Here is a 7,551-nt window from a genome sequence, read left to right as displayed (position 1 = left end):
GCGGCGCTCACCCAGCCCGACCGCATCCACTGGGTCGACGGGTCCGCGGCCGAGAACGACGCCCTCCTGCGTCAGATGGTCGCCGACGGCACCCTGATCAAGCTCAACCCCGAGTGGCGTCCCGGCTCGTACCTGGCGCGCTCGCACCCGAGCGATGTGGCTCGCACCGAGGGCCGCACCTACATCGCCTCCGAGCGCGAGGAGGACGCCGGACCCACCAACAACTGGGCCGACCCCGCGCAGATGCACGCGACGATGACCGAGATCTTCGCCGGCAGCATGCGAGGGCGCACGATGTACGTCGTGCCGTTCTCGATGGGGGCCGTCGGCGGACCCCTCTCGCACATCGGCGTGCAGGTGACCGACAGCCCCTACGCGGTGGCGTCGATCGGCATCATGACGCGCGTCGGCGCCGACGTCACGCGTCAGATCGCGGAGGGCAAGCCGTGGGTCAAGACCGTGCACTCGGTCGGCGCGCCGCTCGCGCCCGGCGAGAAGAGCGAGGCGTGGCCCTGCAACGAGGAGAAGTACATCGTGCACTTCCCCGACACGCTCGAGGTCTGGTCGTACGGATCGGGCTACGGCGGCAACGCGATCCTCGCCAAGAAGTGCTTCGCCCTCCGCATCGCCTCCGTCATCGGTCGCGACGAGGGCTGGCTCGCCGAGCACATGCTCCTCATCCGCGTCATCGACCCGCAGGGGCGCAAATACCACATCGCGGCGGCGTTCCCGTCGGCCTGCGGCAAGACGAACCTCGCGATGCTGCGCCCGACGATCCCCGGCTGGCGCGTCGAGACGCTCGGCGACGATATCGCCTGGCTGCGCCCCGGCGAGGACGGGCGCCTGTGGGCGATCAACCCCGAGGCCGGATTCTTCGGCGTCGCTCCGGGCACGGGGGAGTCGACCAACGTCACCGCGGTCGAGACCCTGTGGGGCAACACGATCTTCACCAACGTCGCCCTGCGTCCCGACGGCGACGTGTGGTGGGAGGGCCTGACCGACGAGCCGCCGGCACACCTGACCGACTGGGAGGGCAACCCGTGGACGCCCGACTCCGGCCGCCCCGCCGCGCACCCCAACTCGCGCTTCACGGTCAGCGCCGGGCAGTGCCCGCAGATCGCCTCCGATTGGGAGGCCGCCGAGGGGGTGCCGTTGGATGCCATCCTCTTCGGCGGGCGCCGCGCGACGAACGTGCCGCTCGTCGTCGAAGCCACCGACTGGACCCACGGCGTCTTCATGGGCTCCAACATCTCGTCCGAGCGCACGGCGGCGGCCGAGGGCACGGTCGGCGAGCTGCGGCGCGATCCGTTCGCGATGCTGCCCTTCTGCGGCTACAACATGGCCGACTACTTCGGGCACTGGCTGAAGGTCGGCCAGAAGCTGCGCTTCGACCGCGCGCCGCGCATCTTCCAGGTCAACTGGTTCCGGCGCGGCGATGACGGCCGGTTCCTGTGGCCCGGCTTCGGCGACAACGCCCGCGTCATCGAGTGGGTCGTGCGTCGCCTGCACGGCGAGGTCGGCGCGGTGGAGAGCCCGATCGGGCGCCTTCCGCACACCTCCGACCTCAACCTCGACGGCATCGATGTGCCCGAGGCCGACCTGCAGGAGCTCTTCGCGATCGACCCCCAGACCTGGGGTGTCGAGGCCGACCTTACCGAGGAGTTCTACGGCACCTTCGGCGGCCGCGTGCCCCCGGCTCTGCAGGCCGAGCTCTCCGCACTGCGGTACCGGCTCAAGCAGGCCGCGAGCTCCTGACCCGCGGGCTCACACCAGCAGCTGGTGGCGTGCGAGGTCGCGGTACAGCGGCGTCGACTCCACCAGCTCGGAGTGCGTGCCCGCGCCGACGACCCGGCCGTGCTCGAGCACGACGATGAGGTCGCTGTCGACCACTGTCGACAGGCGGTGCGCGATCACCAGCAGGGTGCGCCCGGCGGCGACGGCATCGATCGCGTCGCGCATGCGCTGTTCGTTGACGCCGTCGAGCGATGACGTGGACTCATCCAGCAGCAGGATCGGCGGGGCCGCCAGCAGTGCGCGCGCGATCGCGAGCCGCTGACGCTCGCCGCCCGAGAGCATGACGCCGTCCTCGCCGACGGGTGCGTCGATGCCGAGCGGGCTGCGCTCGAGCACTTCGCCGAGGTTGACCTCGCGCAGCACGCGCTCGCAGTCCGCGTCATCGGCGTCGGGTGAGGCCAGACGCAGATTGTCGGCGATCGTGCCCGCCAGTGTCGGCGCATCCTGCTCGACGTACCCGAATCGCGCGCGCAGATCGGTCCGTGCGATGTCGCGCACATCCACCCCGTCGAGCAGGATCGTGCCGGCGGTGGGATCGTAGAAGCGCTCGATGAGCGAGAGGATCGTGCTCTTGCCGGCACCGCTCGGTCCCACGAGGGCGACGCGCGCACCGCGGGGCACATCGAAGGACACCCCGCGCAGCACCTCGCGATCGACGGGTTCGACCTCCGCCACCGCGGCCTCGGCGGCGGGTCGCTCGACGTGGGCCTGCTCCAGCACGGCGCGCGCCTCGGCCGCGGCCTTCTCTCGGGCCTCGACCACCGCCTCGGGGTAGCGGAACCTCACGTCGCGGAACACGATCGCCGGGACGGGCGCGGATGCTGTGGCCACAGCATCCGTCTCCGGCTTCTGCCGCGGGGCGCCGTCCTCGGCGTCCTCGGTGGGCAGGTCGAGCACCTCCTGGATGCGGCCGAGGGCCCCGAGCGCCTGGTTGACGCTCGTGATCGCGCCGAACGTGGACGCGAGGGGCGCGATGAGTAGGAAGAGGAACATGACGAAGGTGACGAGCTGGGCGATCGTGATCGCCCCCGCCGCGACGCGGAAGCCGCCGACGCCGAGCACGACGAGCAGAGAGAGCTGCATCGCGATGCCCGCGATCGGCACGACGAGCGCCGAGACGCGGGCGATGCGCACGCCCACCCCGTACGCCTCGGTGGCCATGGCGGTCACCGAGGCGATCTCGCGGTCGGTGGCACCGGCGGCGCGCACGGTGCGGATCGAGCCGACGGCGCGCTCGACGCCGGAGGCCAGCTCGCCGACTTTGGTCTGCTGCTCGGTCGACGCCGTGCGGATGCGTCCGCTGAGCAGGGTGACGACGACCACCGAGCCGCCGATGACGAGCACGATCAGCCCCAGCAGCAGGGGGTCGATCAGGAGCATCGCGATGAGCGCGCCGACGAGGATCAGCGCGTTTCCGACGGCGTCGGCGAGTCCCTGCGTGAGCACGGCGTACAGCAGAGTCGTGTCGGTACCCACGCGCGAGACGAGGTCGCCCGTGCGCCGTGCGTCGAACTCGCTGATCGGCAGGTGCAGGATGCGGGCGATGAGTCTGCGTCGGCTGGAGTACACCACGGCCGTGCCGGTGCGCTGGAGGAGGTAGTGCTGATAGCCCGAGATGATCGAGGACACGACGACGAAGCCGATCAGCAGCCAGATGAGCGCGCCGAGCGACTGGCCCACCTGCACGCGGGTGATGACCTGGCCCACCAGCAGCGGCTGCACGAGGGTCGCACCCGCGCCGAGGACGCTCAGGATCGCCACGACCACGAGTACCCTCTTGTGCTCGAGGAGGAAGGGCAGCAGCTGGCGGAACGTCGCGCGCGGGCCCTCGGGCGGGCGGCGGCGGCCGCGGCGGCGAGGGGTGGCGGATTCGGGTGCGGGCATGCTCATGGGGTTCCTGATCCTGGGGCGCGGTCGCCCCACCTTCGACCGTACTTGCCCGAGACGCGTCGCGGGTGCGGGGGTGACGTCGGATTGGCGTGAAAGTCGGCGCCAATATCGTCGTCTGCGGTACTGTCTGTGCATCACGCGGTGCCGCCGCCGACGCCGCGAGCAACAGGAGGTATCCGTGGTTTCCGCATCGCCCCTCGCCGACGCCGACCTCGCGGCGCGTCCCGATCTGACAGCGCTCATCCGCGACGCCATTCTCGGCGGCGAATTCGCGCCGCACCAGAGGCTCATCGAGGCCGACATCAGCGACAGGTTCGGTGCGACGCGGGCGGCGGTGCGCACGGCGCTGCTGAACCTCGCCGGCGAGGGTCTCGTCGAGCGGCTGCCCAACAAGGGTGCCCGCGTGCGTGCGATCAGCGTCGACGAGGCGGTCGAGATCGTCGAGGTGCGCGTCGGACTCGAATCCCTCTGCGCGCGCAAGGCCGCCGAGAACCTGACCTCGGACGACGCCGAAGAGCTGCGGATGCTGCGCGACGACATCCGTCGTGCCGTCGATGCCGGCAACCTCGTGGAGTACTCGCGGCTCAACCAGGAGATGGACCGGATGCTGCGCGAGATGAGCGCGCACGAGACGGCGACACAACTGCTCGAGCGGATGCGCGCCCAGTCGGCGCGGCATCAGTTCCGGCTGGCGTTTCACCCGGGCCGTGCGGCGCAGTCCGCACCCGAGCACATTGCGATCATCGACGCGGTGCTCGCGCGGGATGCCGACGCGGCGGAGGAGGCGACACGTGCGCACCTGCAGGGAATCGTCGACGTCCTGCGCGCGATGGACTGACGCGACAGGGCCCGGCCGGAACGGATCCGACCGGGCCCTGTCGCGTGCTCGCGGCTACCCGAACGTCTCGGCGTTCGCGAAGCCCGTGCCGTTGTACTTCTGCACGACGACCGTCGAAACGGCGGGCTGACCATCGACCGTCGTGTCGACGTAGGTGCCCTCGAGCATGAGCGGCGCCTGGAAGTCCGAGATGCTGCGCAGCGACTCGAGGAAGTTCTCGCGCGTCGGCTCGGTCATGCCCTGGAACGCCTGCTCGAGCGTCGCGCCGACCATGTAGCTCCACATGCAGTGCGGGAACGCCGGCATGTCGGGGTAGTCGGCGTACTCCGCGAGGTTGGACAGGAAGGTCTGGACATCCTCGTCCTCGGCGAACGCGGGAGATGCCGGCGCCTTGGCGAAGGACACCGAGTACACGCCCGGGAACGCCGTCGCGTTGCCCGGCTGCAGGATCGCGACGGGGCTCGAGGTGTTCGAAGGCAGGAACCAGCTGGGCAGCCAGCCGATCTCCTGTGTCTTGAGCAGCGACGAGATCACGAGCGGGGTGATCGACATGGCGTTGAAGAACACGTCGGCGTCGGTCGCGGCGAGCTCGGTCAGCTGAGCGTCGACCGAGGTGTCGGTGGCCTCGTAGGTGAGCTCGCCGACGATCTCGATGTTGTCCACGCCCTCGATGGCCTCCTTGAAGCCCTCGACGTACCCCTCGCCGTAGTCGTCGTTCTGCGACAGGATCGCGACCGTGAGCTCTTCACTCGAGGACGCGAGCAGCTCGCCGAACGCGGCGCCCTCGTTCTGGTAGATCGGCACGAAGCCGAGCTGCCAGGGGCTCTCCTCGGTGTTGCTGAAGAGCGGGTCGCCGGTCATGATCAGCACCTGCGGCACCTCTTCGTCGATCGCGGCGTCGCGGAAGGCGCGGTTGGTGGGCGTGCCGAGTCCCGCGGTGACCGCGAACACGTCATCCGACACCATCTGCTGGAAGTTGGCGAGGGACTGCTGCGGGTCGTAGGCGTCGTCGTAGGCCTCGATCTCGACCGTGCGGGTCACGCCGTCGCCGAATTCGACGCCGCCGGCGGCGTTGACCGCGCCGAAGTACGCCGTGACTCCCGCGACCGTGCAGGTGCCGGGTCCGGCCGTCGCCCCCGAGAGGGGCGTCGTGATGCCGAGCGTGATCGAGGTATCGGTGATGCCCGGGCTCGCGGCGGTTTCGCCGTCGTCGCCACCGCTGTCGCCGCCGTCTCGCGCGCAGCCCGACACGGCGAGGGCGAGGATGCCCGTCATGGCGACGATGCCGACGATGCCTCCCCTTCTCCTTCGAATGTTCATGCGTTGCCTTGCCTCTCTGTGTGTTGTGGATGCTCCACGGCGTCGTCCTGCGAGGGATCCCGTGGTGGTGGGCTCGACGAGTGCGATCGGTCGCCGCGCGCGCGGGTGACCAGGCGCCGCACGACCCGCGGAAGGCTGACCAGACCGCCGGGCAGCAGGAAGAGCACGACGAGCAGGATCGCGCCCTGGATGACGGCGGTCAGGTTGGCGTCGATGACGTTCGTGATCTGCGGCACGAAGACGTAGTAGGCGCCGCCGATGAGCGAACCGACGATGCTCCCCGCTCCGCCGATCACCATCGCCGCGAGCAGCTCGATCGAGTGGTGGAAGGCGAGGGTCTCGGGCGAGGTGTACTGGACGGCGACGAGGTAGAGGAATCCGCTGACCCCGCCGAACATGGAGGCGATCGTGAAGGCCATGACCTTGTACCGGTAGGGGGAGATCCCCATCGAGGAGGCGACCGCCTCGTTGTCGCGCACGATCGCCAGGGCGCGTCCGAACTTGCCGCGCACCAGATTGCGCGCCAGAACGAAGGCGGCGGCGGCGATGACGAGCACGATGTAGAACTGCCACTGGTCGTCGTCGAGGCCGGTCCACTCGGGCGCGCCGGAGAACCGGGCCGAGACACCCTGTGACCCGCCCGTGAAGTAGGACAGACGTTTGGCCAGCGGCACGCCGACGATGGGCAGTGCGATCGTGACCATCGCGACCGCGAGGCCTCCGAGGCGCGCCGCGGCGAGGGCGACGAGAAGGCCCGCAATGCCGGGTATGAGGATCGCGAGGACGAAGACGAGGACGATGTTCCAGTCATTCGTCACCCCGTAGGCCGTGACATAGGCGCCCAGGCCCAGGAAGAAGATCTGGCCGAGTGAGACGACGCCCGTGTAGCCCATGACGATGTTCAGGCCCAGCACCGCGACGGCGAAGACGCCTACGCGCACGAGGGTCTGATTGGCGAAGACGGGCAGCATCAGCGGTGCGGCGACGAGCAGCACGGCGACGAGGAGCACCAGGGCGCGGGTCGCCCACGGGTTCTTGAGCATGCTCGAGAGGGAGGACATCAGACGCGCACCACGACTTTCCGGCCGAAGAGGCCCTGGGGGCGGATGATCAGGGTCACGAAGATGAGGATGAAGGGCACCGCGATCTTGAGGTCATGACCGATGAAGGGCACGTAGACGGCAGCGAGGTTCTCGAGCACGCCGATGGCCCAGGCGGCGACGACGACACCCACGGGGCTGCTCAGCCCGCCGAGGATCACGGCGGCGAGTGCGTAGACGAGCGCGCTGTCCATCATTCCGGGCGTGAGCGTCAGTTGCGGCGCGACGAGTGCTCCGGCGATGGCGCCGAGAGCGGCGGCGAGACCCCAGCCGACCATCAGCAGTCGACCGACGGGCAGGCCCGAGAACGCGGAGGACTGGGGATTGTCGGCGACCGCCCGTAGTGCCAGCCCCAGCTTGGTGCGCAGGAAGACCAGTTGCAGGGCGACCATGATCGCGATGATCACGAGTGTCGTCCCGAGCGACCGCACGCTGACCACCGCGCCCAGGATGTCGATGCTCGCGACGGGGAACAGCGAGGGGAACGGCAGGTTGTTGTACGACCAGATCCAGCCGGCAAGCCCCGTGATCAGGGTGAGCAGACCCACCGTGACGACGATCGCCGTGTCGGGATCGCCGCCCTCGAACCGCCGGATGAGGAAACGCTCG

6 protein-coding genes are annotated in these 7,551 nt (G+C 69.6%); 2 read left to right on the top strand and 4 right to left on the bottom strand.

Annotated features, from left to right (window positions below; translation table 11 throughout):
- Positions 1-1,755, top strand: a 1,755-nt coding sequence (locus tag DI573_RS12925) for a phosphoenolpyruvate carboxykinase (GTP) (RefSeq protein ID WP_292815015.1), incomplete at its 5' end; no start/stop codon positions are given.
- 9 nt (positions 1,756-1,764) lie between these two features.
- Here the strand turns inward: DI573_RS12925 and DI573_RS12920 are convergent.
- Positions 1,765-3,678 (bottom strand): ABC transporter ATP-binding protein, encoded by a 1,914-nt coding sequence (locus DI573_RS12920; RefSeq protein ID WP_292815017.1) that lies wholly within the window; start codon positions 3,676-3,678, stop codon positions 1,765-1,767.
- A gap of 184 nt (positions 3,679-3,862) precedes the next feature.
- Between DI573_RS12920 and DI573_RS12915 the strand changes: the two genes are divergently transcribed.
- Positions 3,863-4,522 (top strand): GntR family transcriptional regulator, encoded by a 660-nt coding sequence (locus DI573_RS12915; protein WP_292815013.1) that lies wholly within the window; start codon positions 3,863-3,865, stop codon positions 4,520-4,522.
- 54 nt (positions 4,523-4,576) lie between these two features.
- Here DI573_RS12915 and DI573_RS12910 read toward each other — a convergent pair whose 3' ends face one another.
- The 3 genes from DI573_RS12910 to DI573_RS12900 all read right to left on the bottom strand — a co-directional run.
- The gene (locus DI573_RS12910; protein ID WP_292815010.1) at positions 4,577-5,842 is read right to left on the bottom strand and encodes an ABC transporter substrate-binding protein; all 1,266 of its coding nucleotides are present in this window, start codon (positions 5,840-5,842) and stop codon (positions 4,577-4,579) included.
- Positions 5,839-6,903, bottom strand: coding sequence for a branched-chain amino acid ABC transporter permease (locus DI573_RS12905; RefSeq protein WP_292815009.1), 1,065 nt, complete (start codon positions 6,901-6,903; stop codon positions 5,839-5,841). Before DI573_RS12905 ends, DI573_RS12910 begins: the two co-directional genes overlap by 4 nt.
- The coding region (locus tag DI573_RS12900; protein ID WP_292815007.1) for a branched-chain amino acid ABC transporter permease at positions 6,903-7,551 on the bottom strand (649 nt) is incomplete at its 5' end. The genes DI573_RS12900 and DI573_RS12905, both read right to left, overlap by 1 nt.

This window comes from Microbacterium sp., assembly GCF_003248605.1.
In the GTDB taxonomy this organism is placed as follows: Bacteria; Actinomycetota; Actinomycetes; order Actinomycetales; family Microbacteriaceae; genus Microbacterium.
This window is presented reverse-complemented; position numbering and strand designations above follow the sequence as displayed.